We start from the raw sequence: 17,643 nt of genomic DNA on the forward strand, positions 1-17,643 counted from the left end.
ACGGGTAAGGTAAGGTTCAAAATATTTTTCAGGGCATCGCGCCGTGATTGTTTCGAGTCTAGCGCTAAAGAACAATGATATTGACCTGTCCTGGGTTTCGATCAATGAAGTGTTTTGCTAGACCGATCGCAAGGCGCACCTTTTCGCTACGTTTCTTCAGTTCGGGAAACATTCCGTCGATCAGTTCCATGTCTGCTTTTGATAAGGTCACTGGCGACCCACCATCATGCCGTGCTGTTGTTGTTTTCTTGTTGCTCATAGTGATTAGTTAGCTCACTGAGATAAACTTACGGACTTTTCCGTGAGGAGTAACAACAACTCAAAAAAAAATCTTTTGAGTTTGATTTTGGATCAAGCCGTCTACCCCTGAACACTGCGAAACATTTCGTACCGTCCAGGGGTAGACGGCTTTACTTCAAACCTCGCCCTGCTCATAAGAAGTCAGAAGTCGTCCAATATCACCTAACAACCGGAGCGAGTACCTAAATAATTCGCCGCCGATCGAGTAGAACTTAAATGTTTCAATGATTTTCGCTTCGATTCTTCCCTCGGTTGCTAGCGACCCCAAATCAACGATCCTCAAGCATTCCCAGTCCGGGCAGGAAGTCCGCAACTGCTGGAGCCGTCGATCTATATTGTTTGTGATGCCGATCTTCAAAGCCGCCTGTCTTTTGCTTTCTAACAAATAAATCATTCAGCGCTCCGAAATCATTGAAAGTTCTTCGCTCTCGATCGCCAAATCGATCGCCGCACAGAGCATTAATTCTGCGATCGCCTGATTCAAATCCTGGTAGAGGCGATCAGAGATCGCGCTTCCGCTCCATGCCTCCCAGAGAGTGATTCGCAGTAGTTCCGCTTCAGGTTGGATTGTGATTCCATATGCGCCGCAATCTAACCCTGTTGAAGCCAGGATTCCGTCCCTGCAAAGTTCAATATTTTGAAAGCTCTTGTCTGCAAGAATGTTGATAATTTCCGAAACTTTCATCGTCTTTAATCCACATAAATTTCACCTCAAAACATCCGAGTATCTTGTTCGGGAATTCACACATTATTCAATCTTTCTTCGCTACGCAGCGAAGTTTTTTGTCGCGCCAGCGCTTCAACTTTTGTCCCGGTCTTAGAACGCTTGGTTCTTCCGGTTTTGTCTCGATTAGTACAAGCTGATCATCGTCTTTCTTCATAGTTCAAAACCCAAATAATTTTGCTTCGATTGCTTTTGAGATTTGTCCTCTTGCAGCGTTAACGCTGATCGAAACAATGCCTCGTTCTGGATGGCTCCAAAGCTGATGTGAGCCTTTCGCAAAACGTTTGAATCGCCATCCTTGAGCAATTAGCTTCTGTTTGAATTTGGTGTGCATTTTGGGATTTCTCCTGATAACTTGATAGCTTGATTGTAGCGAGATCTAATTCTGTATCGTCTGTATCGGATTCTGTATCGTATCGACTGTATCGCTGTATCGTATCGGCTGTATTGCCTGTATCTTCGTCGATACAGTGCTGATACGGGGTGTTTCGATACGGGCGATACAGCGATACAGGCAGTCTCTAACTGTTAGCAAAAAAGCTTCCGTCTACCTCGTAGATTTCATCTTCGAGTACCATCACATCCAGATAAAGCTTGATGTCATCGGTAGACATCCCTTTAACAGGTTTTCTCGCTCTGGCTGACAGATCGCGAGGCTTAGAACCCTCGCTGTTTGCCAGTAGAAAGCGTTTGATTTCTGCCCTGATTTCGAGTTCATCGTTGTCGGTTTCGTTCCCATCAGATACAGTATTTTCGCTGTGATAAAACTGCTCGATAGGATGTTCGGCTTCAGTCGATTGCATTAATGATTCGAGTGATACTCTGCGCGATTTCGGCTCTGATTTAGATTCTGAATTTACAGGAACATCTCGAACCAAATCAGGGTAAACCGGAGTGATTCCCCACGAATTCGTAATCGAATCAAAGTACACTCGCCCTGTTTCGTTCAGTTGCGATTGCGTTGGCTCACCACTAAAGAAAGTCGAGCGATTGGCAATCAAACCTTGATTTGATTTCGCCAATAACAGCACCCGTCTGTAAACGTTGCGAGTACCGCCACTAATACCGAAGTCATCAGTGTTCGGTGATTGGCTGACTAACCAGCCGTACTGCTTAGAACTCCGTCCCATTGAGCAAAGCGCGTTAAACCCTGCCATCAGTCCCTTGAACCACTTCCCAGTCTTTTCCTTCACCGCTAAGGCTTCATCAAAAATCAGAAGCTTCATTGGTGCATGTGAGTTCTGAAACTCTGCAATGAAGTTGTCGATCGCGTCTTGAATGGCTTCCATGTCCTCAGCAGGAGTGAACGGACGAATAGGGCATTGCAGCAAGCGATCGCACATCTTCCAGTAATCCGCCTCTGCCGGGTCAGACTTCGGATCAATCGCCCAAATTTCACATTCAGGATGCAACTGTTTGATCCAGCGAGTTGCATAAGCGATCGTCAACCCTTTTCCGGCTCCCGGCTGTCCGACAATCAGAGTCGATTGCAGATGTTCAGCAAGTGACTTGGCAATGTCTTCTGATGCCTGTTTTTGAGCCGTAGAAGCAACGCTTTGAACCATTGGCGCGTGTTGTACCTCTACCGCGTTTAAGCGGGTATTGGAGCCGATTTGCGGGGCTTGGAATGATGCTCTCGCTGCATCCCCTTCAATTGCACCCGCGCTTTGCAATCCGTACTGTGGGAAGCGCTTCGATGCTTCTGGCAGATGAGAGGTATAAATCGCGGGATTGCCGAGAACATCTCGCAATGCTTGGGGATTAGCGAAATAACTCTGAATCGTTCTCGCGAGAAACGCATCAATCAAGAACTGATAGCACGCCCACCGTTGCGTAGGGTGAACATGGTTCATTGCTGACAACAAGCCTTCAGGGGAGAAGTGCAGAAGTTCATATTCAATCTTTTCGCGATCGCTCAAATAGGCTGCATCCTCTCGAATCGAATCTCTCGCTCCCTGGATTGCTGCAACGTCGTAAGCGTTTCCAGTCTCGGTCGAACCGGATAACTCAATGTCTCGCTCTGATTGGGTCTTACTGGACAGTGGCATCAGTTGCAGCTTGCCAGTTTGCAGCCATTGAGCAAAGACTGCCATCGAATAGGCAACCGCGCTGCCTGCGACCACTAATCCCCCCAATGGATTGCTGAGAATGAGTAACGCGCTGCCGCCTGCAATACCCGCTAACCCTGAAACTTTGCCAACGCCTGCGTCAATCTTAGATGTCTTGATCTCATTGCGTAGAGTATGTTTTCGAGTCTCGATAAAATTCAGCGTATCGCCCATCTCCAGTAGGGTTGCAGGGAGAAGCTGATCATCATTCATCAGTTGCGGATTAAACTTGTTCAGAGCCATTTGATTTACCTCGCCGGGGAATTGAATGGAAAGAAAAGAGGGGAGTGTGACGGCTCCCCTTTGTCGTATCTATGCAGATTCAGATTTGTTTGCGGCTGGCTTTCGGAAGTTCAGCCATTTTGGGAAACGCTTCGACTCGTTTTCAGTCTTCACGATGTCCTCATTGGCTTGCCAGAGCGCTACAAACTTCTCTGCTGCAAAGACGTTGATGTAAGTCCAAATCGCGCAGGTAACGAAAGCGCTAGGGCTTAGGAACATGAATCGGTAGAGTGGTGCGACGGCAGATGCAACATCCACAGCGTATGAAGCTCGAACCGCGCCAGAGATTTTCTTGTGATTGGCTGTACCTGCTTGCTTGTAGGCTCTCGCTTCAATCTTCACTACGTCGATAGAGTCCTTTGGAACTTCACCCACTCGGAGGTTCTTGACCGATTCATAGTCCTGCTTCGCCTTGGCAACCGACTTTTTACCGCGCTGCAAGTTAGCCTGAACGCCCAGAATAACGATCGAGATAATGCCAGTCACATAGAAGTTTGGATCAGCGAATGCAACGCCAATGTTCTGAATGTTGCCATTGTTAGGGCTGAACGGTTTCGGCATGAATGATGGGTGAGTTTCGGCAATGTATGAACCATCAAACTTGCCCGTCTTAGAGAAGTAATTGCCGATGGCGAGTGCTTGCCAATAGGATTCTGCCGAACATAGCCAGAAGTAAATGGCGATTGAACCAAGAAAGATTCGCTGTCCACCTCTCGGAGCCGTACACCACTTGTAAAGTGCGGCTGGACGGGAGAAGAACCACGCAATACAATCTGCCATCGAACCAAAGATTTCGTCAGGCGATGGATTCGTATCATGATTTGTTTTCGCTGGCTGTGCTGTAGGGGATTCGGTCTTGTTTTGGTTTGAATTGCCTTGAGTGGTCCGAAGTGCCATGAGTGTTGCTCCTATTTGAGTAGTGGAGTTTTCTTGTCCGTCTTCCTGCGCGTCTTGCTGGCTATGCCGATAGCCTCGCTTGAAGCCTTGCCTGTATGCCGATCGTTGTTCGATCGGCATACAGATTCTCGATAAATGCGTTCGGGGGAAATGTTGAAAGTTTTGTACCCGTCCTCATATCCCACATGAGCGGGGCTATCAGTCACGATCATTTGAGTAATGGGTGATCAGGGTTATTGCAAACGGTTGTATCTGGTGTGAATTTGCGATCCTTCCAGATACCTGCACAGCGCTCGAACTTGTCGAAAATCAATCGAGTTTGAGTCGGTTGTGTCTTCCAAAATGGAAGCCCTGGTTTGATTTGCTCTCGCCCGACATCATTGATAATCAGCCGATCGATGTTTAACTGATCTGCCTTCTGGAATGCCGTAGCTTCTCGGTTTTGCGCGTCGGCTTGCTTCTCTGAGATTTGTGCCCGTTGCTCAATCTCAGCAGTTCGTAGGTCGGTTTCGTGTTGCTTGCCCGCTTTGATGAGTAGCTGACTGCCACCAATGACGGCAGAGAAAAGCAGTAATCCGATACCGAGGTTTCGAGAACCTTTGTAGAGTTGCTTGTGTAGGCTCATTTCACCCTCCGTTGCTCGATTCGCTCAACTTCATCTGGTCGGATTGTGTTGTTTCTAATCCGGTCAGAATCGGTGATTGCTGGACGATCGGCGGGTACTTCAAAGCCTTTAATCGGCTCGATTTGTGGCTTATGGCTGATAGGCTGACAGCCTTGGATGATTGCGCCTATCGAGATTGAGATCGCGAAACATTGAATGGGAAAACGTATCATTTCACCCTCCGTTGCTCGATCGAGGGAATATCAATGCGAAATAGAACGCCCTGGTCGCGCACCCAGTAGCCAGCGACGAAAGCAAGCAGGACGCAACCAAATACGAAAATCCCGCTAGTCATCGAGCCATCGTCTTTGTGATAGTTGCTCAAGGCTCTTGCTCCATCCAAATACGCTGATCGAGTTGAGCCACAAGAGCCTTGAGTAGCGGCATTGCATCATCTGGCGTTCTGAAATTCGTGTGAATTGTGGCAACGTCCCAAGCATCAAAACTTGGATTGATTGGTGTGAATTCTTCGACGTAATCGCTAAAGCTTGCATCGTCGATTTCTCCGTCAATGCGGAATGAAATCCACATTCCGATCGCTCCGATTAACTGAACTTTCTCAATGTAGAAAAGTTGTTCTAGCCTGTCGCCAAACGTCGGGGCAAGGGCATCTGCAAGTGGTTGAGAGTAATAACTCAGGTCAGGCTTCATAATGAAAAAGCTCCGATGATTTTGTAGTTGTGGGAGTGGAGCCGATCACTGAACTTTCCTAGGGCGAAGTGATCGGCTTTTGCGTGTCATTTCTAGATGTTTCGGAACGATTGAGCAAGATTCGGCTTGGTTTCGGTCGAAACCGTTGTCTAGCAGGCACTGTTTTCTCTAAGAAATTGTTTCAGTGTTAGCGCAGACATCAAAACGTAGTTGGCAGCATCATCGATCGAGGAATACTCACCTAGATCAACTAACGCCTGAAGCCTTACAAATGCAGTATCAGTGAGTGTTACGGTATTCTTCCTGTCGGGCTTTCTCCATCCCTCTCCATAAACTGCATTTGGGTGTATTAACGCCTTCTCTTTTGCGATCGCTCGAATGGTTGCAGCTTTCTCCAATCCTGCAAAATCCTCGATTGTCTTTGCTCCTTTCTTGGAATTGCAGGATTTGCAGCAGGGGGCAAGGTTTGAAAGGTCGTGAACACCACCGAGCGATTGAGGCGTTAAATGATCTCTACTTGTCGCTTCAGAGCCACAGTAAACGCATTCACAGCCCCAAATCGCAGCTAGTTCACGGGCGAAAATAACGGTCTTGATCATTGAGTCTTCCTGTTGTTCAAAGTTTTAAGGTCGGACTTAGATGTTTCGGAACGATTGAGCCAAACTTTGCTTAGTCTCACTACTTGGTGGATAGTGTTCTTTAGTGTCGTTTAGTGCTGCTTTAGGATCACTAATAGGACGGTAAGGCTCTTTAGATTCCACTATTGGGACAGTACTAACAGCTTTGTGTTCGATAGGCTCACTAGTAATCGTTACTGCCCCGTTAGTCATCTCTAAAACGGCTTGAGATCCGAAGCGATTAATCAGGTACTCAAGAAAAAAAGACACATCAACATCGCTTTTATCTGACATTGCCTGAAGTCGCTTTCTAGCTCGATCACTGAGTCGCAGTCTGCTTTCTGTCATGATGCACCTACGCCAAACTCAGGAAGTGATAGTACGAACCTCGTACACTAGCTGTTTGAGCATCGCTGTCTACCCAGAAGTTCGGGTTAGCCTTGAGCAGTCTTTCTCGCAAAAGCATCGCGCCGCCGCCAGAGAATAGAATCTGCTCTGCTTGGGTCAAAATCGCTTCGTGCTGACTGAAGATCATCCCGATGACATCATCTTTCCAGCGTTCCAGGTGACGGGTTTTGATTGCCTCCCACTGCTGATCTTTAATCTTTGCAATCTTGCCTTGCTTCAGCGCGATCGCGATTTGGGTATCCTTCACTGTCTTAGGCGTGTCAGTGGTTCCGAGTAGTGCAGTTCTCACTTCATCATCGGATGAGATCGCAGATGCCAGGTTGAACACTCCAAACTGAATCGGCTCACCCTTAATTGGCTCCCCTGCATCATCAAGTAACCAAACTTCGACGGTTCGGTAGCCAATCTCAATGCTCAGGGTATAGCCGGATTTCAACTGATTCAATTCAGAGGCAAGCCAGTAAGCACCCACGCCTTCTGGGACAAGCTCAACTGAATCAACAATGACATCAACCTCACGTCCGTTGCGGGTGAATTGATGCCGCCCTAGAATCTGATCCTCGATGCGTTGCTTAACTGCTGGATCAAAGTAGCTATGATGACTCATCACAATGCGTAAATGACCTCCATGCGCTCCGCCGTTGTCTTCAGGCAGTAATAGAGGCATGAGCAGGAATGCAGCCATTTCAGACTTGTCTCTGCCGAGAGTAGCGATCGATTGATGCTCGCCCAGTGCAGGCATCTCACCGAACCAGATCGTTTCGCCGTCTTTGGTCTGAATTTGCGGACTAGATTGTGTTCCCTTCCCACGGGCAACTCTGTCGATCGTGTGAGTCCAAGCTGAATGCACAATCAAGGGATTGATGTCGCCTTCGCCGTACCGTTTACCTTGAGAATTGCTGATTTCAATGCTGATGAGTTTGGAAGAGTAACCGACTTTGTTTCTTAGCGATAATGCAGCGCGATCAGGTGAGTAGTTCATTGTTGATGCTCCTAATTTATGAACAAAAAAGGCTCTAACCTTGAGTCAGAGCCAGTTGAGAGATTTAACGCTTCGCGTCAAAGTTTGTGATCGGCGGGCGATCTTGTGGAGCCTGCCTGGTTTGAGACTTTGCAGGACTTAGATAGATAAAAGCGCAGGCTCCAAACGCAGCCAGAAGCAGAAAGCTTTTCAGCATAATAGAGTTACCTCAATGATTTGACGGTTGTTGAGTGGGGCGCGATTTTGCTGTGGAAGGCATCGCGCCTTTTGATTTGGCTAATCGAGTTGCACCGTTGCAGGAAGCGCGGGAAGTTGCAGGGTTGGACTCTTGATGCTGATTCCGAATCCTTCCAGCCAAGGCGAAAGCACGTTGTTGAAGTAGTTTCGAGTTTTGCGCCCAGTTGAAATCGCCCAGTTGCAGACGAAGCTGATTGCCGTAAAGAATGCAACTATGTTCTCCCAAATCGTTTTGTAGTCGAGTGTTGCAGTTGCTTGATCGAAGTCGTCAACATGAAATGTGATTCTGCGCGAGATGTAAGCTCCGAACATCGAAGCCATGAGCAATGTGAGCATTTGAATGCCTCCTGAAATGAGTTGAGTGAGTACTGGAAGAATCCAGAGGATCGCTTTGCGGAATAAGCAAAGGCAATCTCTGAAGTCTCTAAGCAGGCATCAAATCATCGAAGCTGGAACCAGTCACAGCAAGAGCCTCTTGCAATGAATCTTCGGTGCACACTTCGAGTCGATCCCATCGATCCTCAACACGGCAAAACCCCGTATCGGATTCGATGCAGTAATAAAAAGTGCCGTCGAAATAAGTCATTGAAATATCCAAACTCAGGAGAGTGAAGCGTTTCGTTTCTCACAGCTATGTAGTCTCTGCCTGGGTTTTGGTTCACCCAGCAACCTATTCGCCTCGCTCACATATTTAATGTAGCGCACTTATTGTAAAAGTGCTGCACTTTAATATAAAAATATCTACTCAAATTACCTGCAAAATGGTCATCTTTCTAATAATAGGTGCAGCACTTATTCAAAAAGAAGCGATACACTGTAGGAAGTAAGTTTTAATGAGGTGAATAAATGAACGCGCTGCCCGTGTCTACGGTTTCTATGCCGACAAACAAGCAACGATTAACGCTCAATCTTCCGCCTGAACTGTACGAGGCGTTGGAGGCTTGTGCGACTAGAGCCAATCGGACATTGGCAAATCAAGCAACGATCGCACTTGAGGAGTTTCTACTAAAAACTGGAGACTTAACTGCGCCTGTAAAGTTGGCGCTTCAGGGAAGACCGCGAAAAAAGGCAAAGAAAACCACCGATGAGCAGAATCAATCGGAGGACTCTGAACCATGAAGCCAACCACCGAGCAAATCCAAAACTGGTTTGAATCCCCACAAATCGTCCAATGGATCGCCAGCCGTAGCCCAGACCTCGGCAAGGCAATTTTGGAGAATCTGCCGGAACTCATTGCAAACTACAACCCACAAGCTAAGTCCGACTGGACAGCAAAATTTGTCCTGTCAGACGGAATCCAGCGGGCGATCGGCGTGAATCGCCAGCAGTGGCTTCTTTGGACAGGGACAGGCATTGCAGTGAGTCCGTGCGATTTTTCGTTGCAAGACTATCTGAACTCACTCCCCATACCGACACAAGACGATCTTCGCAAAGCTCGACTGTTGGCAGAGCAAGGCTTCAGTCGTGGACAGATTTACGAAGTTCTGGACTGCAATCTATCGCCAGAAATTGAAGACGCGATCGCGCTAGGGCATGAGCAGTCACACGGCAAATCGCTTTATCGGCGCGCGGTCGAAGATCATCACTTCCCGTCCATCGTCAGGATTTTGAAGCGATTTGGATGGAGAACGGCGGGTTAGTGCCGCGCCAGTGCAGCACGCTGAAATCCAATCAGAGCAAGCGTTACTTCGATTCCAATAGCGCTTAGTGCAGCGGTTAGTGCCGCGCCAGTGCAGCACGCTGAAATCCAATCAGAGCAAGCGTTACTTCGATTTCAATAGCGCTTAGTGCAGCGGTTAGTGCCGCACCATCTTGCCAACCTCGGTAAATTGCTCAAACCAAAAAGCCGCGCCCAGTCGCCCAGGCACGGTTTTTCAGAGAATTTATCACCAAGAAAAGGATACAAGCCTTTCCCGAAAAAGAAACGACGATGCCTGCTGGGTATCGTCGTTTCTTTGTAGACGTTGGGCTTCATCCGAGCGAAACAGAAATCGCTTTTGATAATCATATCTTATATTATATTGCGTAAAATATAGATGTAGATTATTAAATGCGGCTTATGTCAGAGCAAACAGAACCGACCGTAGAACAGCAGATCGAGCAGCTAACGCAGCAATACGCCCGGATCAACCTTGAGCGCGCCTATCAGCGCCACGGAGGGCAGCCAGAAAAATTCCCTGAGTTTTGGGAACGGGCAAAGAAATCTGAAATCGTCTTGACGGAAGACCACCAAATCACGATTGGAGGACGGCTTGCAGATTTTTACGTGGGTCGTGAGCGAAAATCTCCTGAAGTCGAGGAGCATTTCTTCAACTTTGCAGATCGCAACGCAGCAAACGCAGAATCAACAGAAGCTCCCCAAACTCAGCAAGGTTCTTCGCCAGCGCCTAGGGCGGCGGCAACCCTTGATGTTCTGTATGTGTCTCAGACTCAACTCAACGATCGCCGATTCATGCGGGCGGCTGGAACCGAGATTTTGACGGCAATTAGAGATGGGCGAATCGCTGTTAATGATTCAAAGGCAGTGCAGGACGTTGCCGAAGTTCAGAAATTCCTTGCACCAAAACAAGCGGAGCCAGCGCCCACAGCAAAGCCAGGGCCAGCGCCGAAGCGAACGACTCAGATCACCAAAGCTCAAGCGATGAATCGCAACTTCACACGCAAGCTTGAAGCTGAATGGTCAGAGCAGGGCGGCTATCTGAAAAATGTTCAAAACGGAAACATCCGGATCGTCTGATGAAAGAGCAAGATCTTGACCCCGGAATCCTTAACGCGATCGCTCATGCCAGTATCCAGATTGAAAGACTGGATACTGGCAGTCCCGAAGAAAAACGCATTGCTGTAATGCTTTGCGTAATTCACTTCGGGATTTTCTTTGGCTCGTTTGTTCAAAATTATAAAAACATCATTGAATAGCCATGTCCGACAATTCCCTTGGCAGATTAGAGCTTGAGCTAACAGCGGATGCCAGCAAGCTAAGGCAAGAAATTGAGGCGGCGGAGCGCATCTCTAAGCAGAAAGCAGAATCCATCAATGCTTCTCTTCAGTCGGCATTTAGCGGCAACTTCCAAGGGAAAGGGCAGCAGATTGGCGACAGTGTTGTTCGCGGCATTGATGGGCGACTGCGAGACTCCAAAGGGAGATTCGTCAAATCGACCGAAGATGCCTTTGGGAATCCATCGCAATATCAATCCCACGGACGAAAGATTGGCGATGGCATCTCTAGTGGAATCCAGCAATCTCTCAAAGCCAGTAGTAGTGCGCTCTCAAGAGTCTTCGACGGCATCTTTCAGGGGATTGGTCAGAGCATTTTCAGGGCTGTGATGTCGCCGCTATCAGGCAGCTTTAACTTCATCGGAGATTCTGTTGGACAGGCGAACAGGATCGAAGCTTTGACGACTGCCTTGAAGTATGTTTCTGGCAACTCCCAAGAAGCTGTGGCGAACATGAAGTTTCTGCGCGATGCTTCTGACCAGCTTGGCTATTCGCTCACTGCTTTAATTCCTGGATTCAATAGTCTGGCAGCATCGACGAAGGGAACGCAGCTAGAAGGACAGGAAACGAGAAACATTTTTTACTCGATCGTCGAAGCAGGTCGAACTCTCGGACTGTCTAACGAACAAATCAAAAATTCACTCCTAGCTGTCAGTCAGATGGCGGGGAAAAATATCGTGTCGATGGAAGAATTACGTGGGCAACTCGGTGAAAGCCTTCCATCGGCGATCCAAATCTTTGCCCGTGCGATGGGCGTTTCTGTCCAGCAGTTTACCAAGATGGTTGAGTCAGGGCAGGTCGGAGCCGATGCCCTGACGAAGTTTTCACGGCAAATCAACAAAGAAATGGGCAGTGCTGTTCCTGCGGCACTCAACACTGCGGCGGCTGCATCAACGAATTTGCAGAATCAAATCGAAAAGCTCCAAGAGAATCTTGGCAAGGGATTGCAGCCTGCGACAACTGCCAGCGCAAAGTTCCTTGCCCAGACTCTAGCCGAAATTCAGAACTCAACAGCGTTCGATGCGCTAAATGCCGAGGCGACTAAGTTCGCAGACTTCCTCAAGGAAAATCCCCAGTATGCAAAGTTGCTTGGCTCCGCGCTGGATGAGTTACTAACGACCGGAATGAAGGCGCTAGTTGCCGAGGCTGAACGTCTCCTGCAGTATCTTGAAAAGAATCCAGATGCAATCAAACAGGGGATTGCCCAGATCGCAGACTTCGGAAAGATTGTTGCAGACGTGGTTCGATTCTGTGGCGAAGTTGCAGGGAACCTCAAGACCTGGAATGAATGGCTGAGAAAATCCAATGAAGTTCTCTATGGCTCTGGGAACCTGCTTGAAGGCGTGAATAAGTTTCTGGACTATTCCAAGTCAGTGCTGACAACTTGGCAGGGCATCGTCAGCACAATGGCGAACGCCACAGGTATGAGTTCAGACCTTAAGCAGACCGGGAATGAACGCCCAGACTCGAAGGCGGCGGCATTGCGAGACGCGATCATGGGTCAGGAGTCCAGTGGCGATCACAGGGCTGTAAACACCAAGAGCGGCGCACTTGGCTTGTACCAGATCATGCCTGATAATCTTCCGTCATGGAGTAAAGCGGCGGTAGGTCGAGAGGTTTCCCCTGATGAGTTCCTGAATGACCCAAAATTGCAAACAAAGATCGCCAATCATCAGATGGCGACGATGTTTAGAACAGCGATGAATTCTTCTGGTGGGAATGAAGATATTGCAGTTCGTAAGGTCGCGTCTGAGTGGTACTCAGGGCAGCAAGGCTTATACGATGACCCGACACCGCAAAGCTATGGCGGCGAGTCTTATCCAAGTATTCGGGATTATACGCTGTCAGTCTTGCAGCGTTACAAACCGATCGCAGCAAAGTTAGGCAATCTCAATCAAAGCGGCAATGCTCCCCAGTCAGGCGGCGCTATGAGTGACAATAGCTCGGCTTCTGGCGGCATCAACACATCGTCTCGATCTATTTCTACTGAAACATCGAAAGGCGTTTCAGGCGTTGATTTCAATGCCGCGCCGCCGCAACAGCAGCAAGAAAAAATTTATCCGGTGATCGGAAGTTTCCCCATTACCAGTGGTTATGGCAATCGTCAGCATCCTACGAGAGGCGGCATTCGTTTTCACGATGGTATTGACCTGGGAACACCCATAGGAACGCCCGTTGTTAGTCCGATGGACGGCAAGGTAATTCGTTCTGGTGGCACTCAGGGCAAGGACGGCGAATTCGGCGGGTACGGCAGATTAGTCGAAGTCGCGTTCAAGGACGGCACAACGGCATTCTTCGCCCACTTGTCTCAAAATTTAGTCAAGGTCGGGGAACAGGTTAAGGCTGGACAGATTCTTGCGAAAACTGGTAGCTCAGGCGACGGAACCGGTCCACATTTGCATTTAGGAGCATCGAAGAATGGGCAGTCGATTGACCCTTCGTTCCTACTCGGCTACAAGCGAATTAATTCCCCGACACAGGGAACAGCAGCAGGCAGCAATGCCCTCACCGACTTGCAGGCAGAGCAAGAGGCAGCGAAAGAAGCGCGGGAACTTCTCGCAAAGCGCAGAGCCAAGGATAAGGAAGCGACAGACCGTGCGCGGTTAGAGCGTGACCGTGACCTGGCATTGCAGCGACAGCGAGAAGATGCTGAGTCCGAATCCGCGATCGCTAAAACTCGAAATCCTGAACTCAAGTCACAACTTCAAAATCAAGCCCAGATCGCCCAGAAGAACCGCGCCGCAGAGGATCAGATTCAGAAGGCGAAGGATGACCTTGCTGATCTAATTGCCGCTAGAACTGCCAAGGTTCAGGATGGAGCCGAGGGCGGAATCGATTACAGCAAAGCGATCGAGAATCAGAAAAAATATATTGCTTCACTGGAAAGCTTGAAATCAAGCCTGTCGGAGGCTCCCAAAGCTGAATGGGCGAACAAGGTTACTGAGTCGCTGGAAAAGCTAACTAAGGCGACGAACGAAGGCGGCGATGCTGTTTTCGAGATGGCGAATCAATACGAAAATGGCGACTCACCAGCGATTCAACACATCAAAAATCTGAACTCTATTAATGCGGCGTATGAGTCCCAGAAGCAGCGCATCAACGAAACCTTGAAATCTGCCAAGGAACTTGCGGCGGTCGCTCCCAGCGCCGATCTGAGCGCCATTATCGGACGCAATGAAGCGAATCTTCAACGGCTAGAGGAAGGACAGAGACGCGCCATCGAACGTGCTAATGCTCTTGAAGCGAAGGCAGATGAGGAACGAGCTAAACAACAGCGCATCGACCAAATCTCTGCCGGAGGAGAACGCCGCAACACCTTAGCCAGTGGGCGACTGGGATTGCTGCAAGGTCAGATTTCCCTTGGCAACTTGATCGGCGGCGATACCCGTGACTTGCAGCGAGAGGAGGCTTCATTAAAAGAGGCTCTGCGTTTCGAGGATCAGATTGATGGATTGAAGCAACTGCATGAGCAGGGCAAGATTTCATTCCTCACTCTGCAAGACCTTACCAGGCAGGCAGAACAACTTAATGAAGTCAATTTGGCGAGCATCAATCAGCAGTTCAATGAAACCCGCGAGATTATTAATGACAATGTTTTACCGCCGTTTAAGAGCTTCGTGACCGAGATGTGGCAGGGCACTAAATCTGTCGGCGATGCGTTCAAGAATATGATTTCTGGATTGCTTCAGAATCTTGCCCAACTTGCCGTCAATAAATTGTTTACGAGTTTGTTTGGGAAACTGTTCGGCGGCATTGGCGGCGAATTTAGCGGTGTTCCCGACATTGCTTCGCCCATCCTGAACTTCTCCGGTGGTGGCGATGTGCCAGCGATCAGCGGGAATTCATTTAGAAGTGGCTACGGCGAAATCTCGGCTGCACTTCAACGAGAAGGGCCAAACGCTGTTCTTTCAGCGCTGACCCCCGGCGAAAAAGTTTTGGATATCACTGAAGCGATGCAATACAGACGCATGTTCCCGAACGGAATCGGCAGTGTCGCTAACTTTGCGATGGGAGGGGACGTTGGAGGAATCGCACCTATTGCAATGGGCGGAGGCTCAGGAACAATCATCAACATTCCAGTGACGGTTGGCAGTGACAGTAACATCGATCCGAAAGCAATGTCCGAAGCAGTCAGAGCAACCGTTAACGACGAAATTATGCGTCAGAAACGCCAGGGCGGACAGTTCTGGTAAGCCTGACAAGAAAAGCCGCCACAATCCCCAAGGGACTACGGCGGCTCCTTCGACTGTATCCAGACAACTTCAGTTGCCTGCATAAGTTTATCTTATAAATTTATCGGTAAACTTAAAGTATTATTTATCGACTGGAATCTATGGCAGAGCAAAAACCCGCGCAAGTCCCCCCGGCAGTCCTACGGCTCAATCCTGAACGAGAGCAAGCGCTTCAAGACCAGATTGCTCAAGCCGAAGCACAAGGCGACGTAGAGTTCGCTGCATTCTTGCGAGAAATCATCCGGGCATCGCAAGCCGAATATTTGAAGGCGATTTTGAATTGGGAGGGCGGCGACAATGGCAACACATGACGGCGTAATTGACGATCAAAGTTTTCCGTCCTTTCGGGCGGATATGAATAGCTTATTTCTGGCGCTGATCACGGAGTTCTCCGGGAATAGCCAACCACCAATCACCTACCCGTTTCAACGATGGGTGGATACCTCGACTTCACCAGCGACAATCAAAAGACGAAATTCAGGGAACACAGGTTGGGTTGTCGTCGGCTACGGCGACACAACTAATGACGGCATGGCTACGGCGAACAATGCTGCACTGACAGGTGTTTCCACGGCTCCCACGGCATCGGCAGGGACGAACACGACTCAGATTGCAAACTGCGCTTTTGTTCAGTCTGCGATCGCAAATAATCCATCGTGGCAGACTGCGGCTCTTATCAATGGCTGGACATCCAGTACAGGCGGGGGATTCCCAACGATCGCATATCGCAAACTCCCGACTGGTGCTGTTGTTTTACAGGGCGTTGCAACTAAAACAACTCCAGCAAATAGCGTGATCTTCACACTGCCTACTGGCTACCGACCGTCCGCAACTAGACGCTTTGTAAGCATGGATACGGTTCCAGCAGTTATAGACATTGCTTCGTCAGGTGATGTTTCAATTGTGTTCACTTTCACAGGCTCAGGAAGTCCACCCGCGACGGCTTTTGTTGTTTTAGATGGGATTCGCTTCGAGGTTTAGACGATGATTACGAAACAAGTTTACAAGTTCGATGCCGAGGGATTTTTGGCCGAGCCATTAGTCATGGAAATCCCCGAAAATATCGAAGAAGCAATTGTCTTAGGACTTCCCCACGATCCGGAGACAGGAGAATTTTCAGTGCCTCCAGTTCCGTACGATTGCACTGAACTGCATCCTACTCCAGGACTGTATCGCCCCAAATTCGATGGAATGCAATGGCAGGAAGGTGCAACGCCAGAAGAGATTGCAGAACTCAATCCGGCGCACGCGGACTGGGAACAGCTTCAAGCAAGACTGCGGGGAACGCCGTTGTTCGGCAAAGCAATGCTAACCAGTGCCGTCAACGCCTGGTCATTGCTGCTGTTTGCGCTGGGGACGAGCCGAAATGTTGATGATCTGCTATTTGCGCTCTCAGTGGTTCGCGCTGGGATGCCAGAAGATTTCTCCCAAACCGAGACTGAAGAATTGAACGCGATTCTTGCAGATTGCGGTTTTGAAATTAGTTTGAGTTAGAACAATTGGCTTGATTTGGCTCGATTTGGCTATGGCGAAAAGAAAAAACATTACCGATCAACAATTAGCTGTTGTCCGCGCCCTAATCGCGGGTAGAAGCTATTCGGAAATCGAACAAGAACTAGGAGTTCCAAAGCGGACGGTATCGCGTTGGAAAGCTCAATTTTCAGGTCTTTTGGCAGAACATGACGATGCGATCTCCTCAACGCTACTAGAAGCTCGATCTGAGTCGGCAGCGCTAGTTGTGTCGGCTTTAGATGAACTGGGGCGACTTCTGCGAACTGCCGAGGAAACGCAAGATAAGCTTGCCGTCGTCGATCGAATTTTCCGAGCGCATCAAATCTTGAATCCGCCAACATCCCCCGGCAGTGTCACGGTTACGCCTGCCGAAGAATCTCACGGGCAAGTCGTTGTCATGCTGCCGGACAATAGCCGAGGTAGCAAGTCTTAGCGGCAAGAACTGTGACGTTTGGTAGACTTTAGGCGACAAGATAGATGCCGTCTCTTAATCGGGAGGATTTAATGACTTTCAGAATGAGTAGAGCCACGGCATTAATTCTCAGAGAGTTAGCAGAGAGAATTATGCCAATGGATGAATTTTTAGCGTCACAAAGATCTGCTTGTCCTGAACCTCAATGCGATCCTGAAGACGGTGGCAAGAACCGTGACGTTGACGACGCTTCATCCCTTGATGGTGCGGAACTGGGAATCTGTCGGGATTCCAATAGTGCGGAACTGGGGTAGACAGTATCAACCCAATTGTTGATTTTTTTCTTGCAAGCTTTGCAGAAGATGCGCTGACCTTGGCTCTCATCACTCCTAATTTCGGTTTTGCCCTCAAATCTCATATTTCCTGATCCGCATTTTGGACAATCCAGGGAATCGCCCCCTTGAGAATCGTCTGTGCCGGGCTTTGGGGATATCGCTTTTATGTTTGTGACGAGATTTATGATCTACTCGGCAATTTCGATTTTGGGCGGTATCTACGCGAAATTGTTCAGCCTGCGGTTGCGCTGTTGGACAAATAAGAGAAAAGCCTCGGAAATCCCTCCG

24 protein-coding genes are annotated in these 17,643 nt (G+C 48.9%); 11 read left to right on the forward strand and 13 right to left on the reverse strand.

The features are described from left to right. Positions 1-64 precede the first annotated feature (64 nt). The 13 genes from LEPBO_RS0129740 to LEPBO_RS0129815 form a co-directional block, all read right to left on the reverse strand. Positions 65-259: a hypothetical protein gene (locus LEPBO_RS0129740; RefSeq protein ID WP_017291248.1), complete on the reverse strand. Its 195-nt coding sequence runs from the start codon at positions 257-259 to the stop codon at positions 65-67. 156 nt (positions 260-415) lie between these two features. Then, on the reverse strand, positions 416-694 hold the full coding sequence (locus LEPBO_RS0129745) for a GIY-YIG nuclease family protein (RefSeq protein ID WP_017291249.1): 279 nt from the start codon (positions 692-694) through the stop codon (positions 416-418). After that, positions 695-985, reverse strand: a complete 291-nt coding sequence (locus LEPBO_RS0129750) for a hypothetical protein (protein WP_017291250.1) — start codon at positions 983-985, stop codon at positions 695-697. A gap of 199 nt (positions 986-1,184) precedes the next feature. After that, positions 1,185-1,358: a hypothetical protein gene (locus LEPBO_RS43480; protein WP_017291252.1), complete on the reverse strand. Its 174-nt coding sequence runs from the start codon at positions 1,356-1,358 to the stop codon at positions 1,185-1,187. 187 nt (positions 1,359-1,545) lie between these two features. After that, positions 1,546-3,375, reverse strand: coding sequence for an ATP-binding protein (locus tag LEPBO_RS0129765; protein WP_017291253.1), 1,830 nt, complete (start codon positions 3,373-3,375; stop codon positions 1,546-1,548). Positions 3,376-3,444: 69 nt separating this feature from the next. Beyond that, on the reverse strand, positions 3,445-4,431 hold the full coding sequence (locus tag LEPBO_RS0129770; protein ID WP_017291254.1) for a hypothetical protein: 987 nt from the start codon (positions 4,429-4,431) through the stop codon (positions 3,445-3,447). A gap of 88 nt (positions 4,432-4,519) precedes the next feature. After that, on the reverse strand, positions 4,520-4,936 hold the full coding sequence (locus LEPBO_RS0129775) for a hypothetical protein (protein WP_017291255.1): 417 nt from the start codon (positions 4,934-4,936) through the stop codon (positions 4,520-4,522). Next, positions 4,933-5,148: a hypothetical protein gene (locus tag LEPBO_RS0129780; protein WP_017291256.1), complete on the reverse strand. Its 216-nt coding sequence runs from the start codon at positions 5,146-5,148 to the stop codon at positions 4,933-4,935. The genes LEPBO_RS0129775 and LEPBO_RS0129780 overlap by 4 nt, the downstream gene beginning before the upstream one ends. Then, entirely contained in the window at positions 5,145-5,300 is a 156-nt protein-coding gene (locus tag LEPBO_RS43065) for a hypothetical protein (protein WP_017291257.1), read from the reverse strand. Before LEPBO_RS43065 ends, LEPBO_RS0129780 begins: the two co-directional genes overlap by 4 nt. Then, complete coding sequence (locus LEPBO_RS0129790) at positions 5,297-5,626, reverse strand: hypothetical protein (RefSeq protein WP_017291258.1); 330 nt, start codon at positions 5,624-5,626, stop codon at positions 5,297-5,299. Before LEPBO_RS0129790 ends, LEPBO_RS43065 begins: the two co-directional genes overlap by 4 nt. A 149-nt stretch (positions 5,627-5,775) precedes the next feature. Continuing rightward, positions 5,776-6,225: an HNH endonuclease gene (locus LEPBO_RS38675; RefSeq protein WP_017291259.1), complete on the reverse strand. Its 450-nt coding sequence runs from the start codon at positions 6,223-6,225 to the stop codon at positions 5,776-5,778. Positions 6,226-6,598: 373 nt separating this feature from the next. Further along, positions 6,599-7,633: a ParM/StbA family protein gene (locus LEPBO_RS0129805; RefSeq protein ID WP_017291261.1), complete on the reverse strand. Its 1,035-nt coding sequence runs from the start codon at positions 7,631-7,633 to the stop codon at positions 6,599-6,601. A 276-nt stretch (positions 7,634-7,909) separates the two neighbouring features. Next, positions 7,910-8,206 (reverse strand): hypothetical protein, encoded by a 297-nt coding sequence (locus LEPBO_RS0129815; protein ID WP_026149023.1) that lies wholly within the window; start codon positions 8,204-8,206, stop codon positions 7,910-7,912. Between the two features lie 510 nt (positions 8,207-8,716). Between LEPBO_RS0129815 and LEPBO_RS0129825 the strand changes: the two genes are divergently transcribed. From LEPBO_RS0129825 to LEPBO_RS44125, 11 genes are all read left to right on the forward strand, one after another. Next, positions 8,717-8,989 carry a hypothetical protein gene (locus LEPBO_RS0129825; protein WP_144056293.1) on the forward strand — a complete coding sequence of 91 codons (273 nt, stop codon included), beginning with the start codon at positions 8,717-8,719 and terminating at the stop codon, positions 8,987-8,989. After that, positions 8,986-9,510 carry a hypothetical protein gene (locus LEPBO_RS0129830; RefSeq protein WP_017291266.1) on the forward strand — a complete coding sequence of 175 codons (525 nt, stop codon included), beginning with the start codon at positions 8,986-8,988 and terminating at the stop codon, positions 9,508-9,510. Before LEPBO_RS0129825 ends, LEPBO_RS0129830 begins: the two co-directional genes overlap by 4 nt. A gap of 419 nt (positions 9,511-9,929) precedes the next feature. Next, on the forward strand, positions 9,930-10,607 hold the full coding sequence (locus LEPBO_RS0129835) for a hypothetical protein (RefSeq protein WP_017291267.1): 678 nt from the start codon (positions 9,930-9,932) through the stop codon (positions 10,605-10,607). After that, a complete protein-coding gene (locus LEPBO_RS0129840; RefSeq protein ID WP_017291268.1) occupies positions 10,607-10,786 on the forward strand; it encodes a hypothetical protein in 180 nt (59 codons plus the stop codon). The genes LEPBO_RS0129835 and LEPBO_RS0129840 overlap by 1 nt, the downstream gene beginning before the upstream one ends. Before the next feature lie 2 nt (positions 10,787-10,788). Continuing rightward, complete coding sequence (locus tag LEPBO_RS40465) at positions 10,789-15,057, forward strand: tape measure protein (RefSeq protein ID WP_017291269.1); 4,269 nt, start codon at positions 10,789-10,791, stop codon at positions 15,055-15,057. Between the two features lie 140 nt (positions 15,058-15,197). Then, positions 15,198-15,407 carry a hypothetical protein gene (locus tag LEPBO_RS0129850; protein ID WP_017291270.1) on the forward strand — a complete coding sequence of 70 codons (210 nt, stop codon included), beginning with the start codon at positions 15,198-15,200 and terminating at the stop codon, positions 15,405-15,407. Continuing rightward, positions 15,394-16,077, forward strand: coding sequence for a hypothetical protein (locus LEPBO_RS0129855; protein ID WP_017291271.1), 684 nt, complete (start codon positions 15,394-15,396; stop codon positions 16,075-16,077). The genes LEPBO_RS0129850 and LEPBO_RS0129855 overlap by 14 nt, the downstream gene beginning before the upstream one ends. Positions 16,078-16,080: 3 nt before the next feature. Then, positions 16,081-16,590: a hypothetical protein gene (locus tag LEPBO_RS0129860; RefSeq protein ID WP_017291272.1), complete on the forward strand. Its 510-nt coding sequence runs from the start codon at positions 16,081-16,083 to the stop codon at positions 16,588-16,590. 31 nt (positions 16,591-16,621) lie between these two features. Then, complete coding sequence (locus LEPBO_RS0129865; protein ID WP_017291273.1) at positions 16,622-17,041, forward strand: helix-turn-helix domain-containing protein; 420 nt, start codon at positions 16,622-16,624, stop codon at positions 17,039-17,041. A gap of 71 nt (positions 17,042-17,112) precedes the next feature. Continuing rightward, complete coding sequence (locus LEPBO_RS0129870; protein ID WP_017291274.1) at positions 17,113-17,334, forward strand: hypothetical protein; 222 nt, start codon at positions 17,113-17,115, stop codon at positions 17,332-17,334. A gap of 146 nt (positions 17,335-17,480) precedes the next feature. Continuing rightward, positions 17,481-17,618: a hypothetical protein gene (locus LEPBO_RS44125; protein WP_017291275.1), complete on the forward strand. Its 138-nt coding sequence runs from the start codon at positions 17,481-17,483 to the stop codon at positions 17,616-17,618. Positions 17,619-17,643: the final 25 nt, after the last annotated feature.

Source organism: Leptolyngbya boryana PCC 6306 (assembly GCF_000353285.1).
Taxonomy (GTDB): Bacteria; Cyanobacteriota; Cyanobacteriia; order Leptolyngbyales; family Leptolyngbyaceae; genus Leptolyngbya; species Leptolyngbya boryana.

Bases quoted from the DNA above. Each gene is read 5' to 3' on its own strand.
- LEPBO_RS40465 (WP_017291269.1), top strand. From the start codon at position 10,789: ATGTCCGACAATTCCCTTGGCAGATTAGAGCTTGAGCTAACAGCGGAT.
- LEPBO_RS0129745 (WP_017291249.1), bottom strand. From the start codon at position 694: ATGATTTATTTGTTAGAAAGCAAAAGACAGGCGGCTTTGAAGATCGGC.
- LEPBO_RS0129780 (WP_017291256.1), bottom strand. From the start codon at position 5,148: ATGATACGTTTTCCCATTCAATGTTTCGCGATCTCAATCTCGATAGGC.
- LEPBO_RS0129835 (WP_017291267.1), top strand. From the start codon at position 9,930: ATGTCAGAGCAAACAGAACCGACCGTAGAACAGCAGATCGAGCAGCTA.
- LEPBO_RS0129805 (WP_017291261.1), bottom strand. From the start codon at position 7,633: ATGAACTACTCACCTGATCGCGCTGCATTATCGCTAAGAAACAAAGTC.
- LEPBO_RS0129860 (WP_017291272.1), top strand. From the start codon at position 16,081: ATGATTACGAAACAAGTTTACAAGTTCGATGCCGAGGGATTTTTGGCC.
- LEPBO_RS0129825 (WP_144056293.1), top strand. From the start codon at position 8,717: ATGAACGCGCTGCCCGTGTCTACGGTTTCTATGCCGACAAACAAGCAA.
- LEPBO_RS0129855 (WP_017291271.1), top strand. From the start codon at position 15,394: ATGGCAACACATGACGGCGTAATTGACGATCAAAGTTTTCCGTCCTTT.
- LEPBO_RS0129765 (WP_017291253.1), bottom strand. From the start codon at position 3,375: ATGGCTCTGAACAAGTTTAATCCGCAACTGATGAATGATGATCAGCTT.
- LEPBO_RS0129840 (WP_017291268.1), top strand. From the start codon at position 10,607: ATGAAAGAGCAAGATCTTGACCCCGGAATCCTTAACGCGATCGCTCAT.
- LEPBO_RS0129815 (WP_026149023.1), bottom strand. From the start codon at position 8,206: ATGCTCACATTGCTCATGGCTTCGATGTTCGGAGCTTACATCTCGCGC.
- LEPBO_RS0129775 (WP_017291255.1), bottom strand. From the start codon at position 4,936: ATGAGCCTACACAAGCAACTCTACAAAGGTTCTCGAAACCTCGGTATC.
- LEPBO_RS0129850 (WP_017291270.1), top strand. From the start codon at position 15,198: ATGGCAGAGCAAAAACCCGCGCAAGTCCCCCCGGCAGTCCTACGGCTC.
- LEPBO_RS0129865 (WP_017291273.1), top strand. From the start codon at position 16,622: ATGGCGAAAAGAAAAAACATTACCGATCAACAATTAGCTGTTGTCCGC.
- LEPBO_RS43480 (WP_017291252.1), bottom strand. From the start codon at position 1,358: ATGCACACCAAATTCAAACAGAAGCTAATTGCTCAAGGATGGCGATTC.
- LEPBO_RS0129770 (WP_017291254.1), bottom strand. From the start codon at position 4,431: ATGCCGATCGAACAACGATCGGCATACAGGCAAGGCTTCAAGCGAGGC.
- LEPBO_RS0129870 (WP_017291274.1), top strand. From the start codon at position 17,113: ATGACTTTCAGAATGAGTAGAGCCACGGCATTAATTCTCAGAGAGTTA.
- LEPBO_RS0129750 (WP_017291250.1), bottom strand. From the start codon at position 985: ATGAAAGTTTCGGAAATTATCAACATTCTTGCAGACAAGAGCTTTCAA.
- LEPBO_RS0129790 (WP_017291258.1), bottom strand. From the start codon at position 5,626: ATGAAGCCTGACCTGAGTTATTACTCTCAACCACTTGCAGATGCCCTT.
- LEPBO_RS0129830 (WP_017291266.1), top strand. From the start codon at position 8,986: ATGAAGCCAACCACCGAGCAAATCCAAAACTGGTTTGAATCCCCACAA.
- LEPBO_RS0129740 (WP_017291248.1), bottom strand. From the start codon at position 259: ATGAGCAACAAGAAAACAACAACAGCACGGCATGATGGTGGGTCGCCA.
- LEPBO_RS38675 (WP_017291259.1), bottom strand. From the start codon at position 6,225: ATGATCAAGACCGTTATTTTCGCCCGTGAACTAGCTGCGATTTGGGGC.